Origin of the sequence: Leptolyngbya sp. CCNP1308 (assembly GCF_034932455.1) — a bacterium.
GTDB lineage: Bacteria > Cyanobacteriota > Cyanobacteriia > Phormidesmidales > Phormidesmidaceae > Nodosilinea.
Map to the genome: position 1 here is coordinate 1 of NZ_JAYGIH010000129.1, position 1,731 is coordinate 1,731.

Below are 1,731 nucleotides of genomic sequence, written 5' to 3' on the forward strand. Positions count from 1 at the left end.
TATTTAGGGCTTGCTGAGAAAGTACCAAAAGCCAAGCGGAAAGGGTGATTCAGGGTGATTGAGAGCTGCTAAAGTGCAAGGAAAATAGTGCACTGCCGCTGAAATCCTTGGACGCAGAGACCGATGTACCGCCAAACAAGCCCCGGACAACTGAGTTTTGAGGACTTTTATTTGCCGTTTGGGGGCAAGCTATCGGGGAAGAATCGCTGGGTGAAACTGGCGGCGATGATTCCGTGGGAGACATTTGAATCGAGCTATGCAGCGCAGTTCAGCGAAGGGCGAGGGGCACCGGCCAAGTCATTTCGTATGGCGCTGGGGGCGTTGATTATCAAAGAGCGACTGGGGGTAAGTGATGAAGAGGCCGTAGAGCAGGTGCGTGAGAACCCGTATTTGCAGTACTTTTTGGGGTTGTCCGAGTACAGTGACCGAGCGCCGTTTGACGCGTCAATGATGACGCACTTTCGACAACGGTTGAGCTTAGAGCTAGTGAGCCAAGTGAACGAGGCGGTGGTGCAGGCCGTCTTAGTACCGGAGGTGGCTCCTGCCGGGGCTACGGATACTGAGGCCGCTTCCCCGACGGATACCGCAACGGCGGCTCCGACTGACGAAACCCACGAGGCCTCCGGCGGCGCGCCGGAGGATACCCTGCCCAATCGAGGTCAACTGCTGTTAGATGCAACGGTGGCACCAGCGGACATCCACTATCCTACGGACTTGCATCTGCTCAACCAATCTAGAGCGAGCAGTGAACGGATCTTGGATCAGCTCTGGGCCACGATTCGCCAACCGGGGCAGCGTAAGCCCCGCACGTACCGGCAACAGGCCCGCCGCAACTTTCTTAAGGTGGCCAAGCAGCGCCGTCCGGGTCGACGACAGATTCGCAAGGCGATTGGCCAGCAACTGCGATACCTGCGCCGCAATCTGGAGCAGATTCGACAGGTCGTCGCGGACGGTGCCCGCTTTGAGGTGTTGGCAGGCTTTTGGTACCAGCGGTTGCTGGTGATTCAGGAGGTCTATCGTCAGCAGTGGCTGATGTATCAACAGCGCCACCATCGCGTTGAGCATCGCATTGTCAGCTTGGCTCAACCCCACCTCCGCCCCATCGTGCGCGGCAAGGCGGGAACCCCCGTGGAGTTTGGGGCCAAACTGGCGGTCAGCTGTGTTCAGGGTTTTTGCTTCATCGACCATCTCGATTGGGAGGCCTTCAACGAAGCCCTCGACTTGCCCCAGCAGGTCGAACGCCACAAAGATCGCTTTGGGGTCTATCCAGAATCGGTACACGCCGACCAGATTTATCGCACCCGCGCCAACCGCCAGTGGTGCAAGGCGCGAGGGATTCGCCTCAGTGGGCCGCCCCTGGGGCGACCTGCCGCTACCGCCAAATCCGACCTTGAGCGTCAAGCGCAACACGATGCCCGGATTCGCAATGCCATTGAGGGCAAGTTTGGTCAGGGCAAACGTCGCTTTAGTCTCAACCGGGTGATGGCGAAACTCCCCCACACCGCAGCCACCAGCATCGCCATTACGGTTCTGGTGATGAATCTGGAGCGGCGGCTCCGACCGCTCATTTTATTTTTTGTCCGGCTCATACACCGCTATCTCGCCGAGGCAATCGCTCGACTCAAGGCGTTTAGCAGTGCTCACTGGCGGGCGGCGATGGGCGATCCGGCGATGGCCTAACCAAAAGGCTCTGTCCAGCCCTCGCTGATTTTTTCAGCAAACCCTATTTAG

Annotated in this window: 1 protein-coding gene; it reads left to right on the top strand. The window is 58.4% G+C overall.

Translation table 11 applies throughout. The features are described from left to right. The first annotated feature begins 123 nt into the window (after positions 1–123). A complete protein-coding gene (locus VB780_RS31250) occupies positions 124–1,680 on the top strand; it encodes an IS5 family transposase (protein WP_323355097.1) in 1,557 nt (518 codons plus the stop codon). Positions 1,681–1,731 lie beyond the last annotated feature (51 nt).

What these genes read in the sequence shown, in the direction of transcription:
- VB780_RS31250 (WP_323355097.1), top strand. Translation starts at nt 124, where the DNA reads ATGTACCGCCAAACAAGCCCCGGACAACTGAGTTTTGAGGACTTTTAT.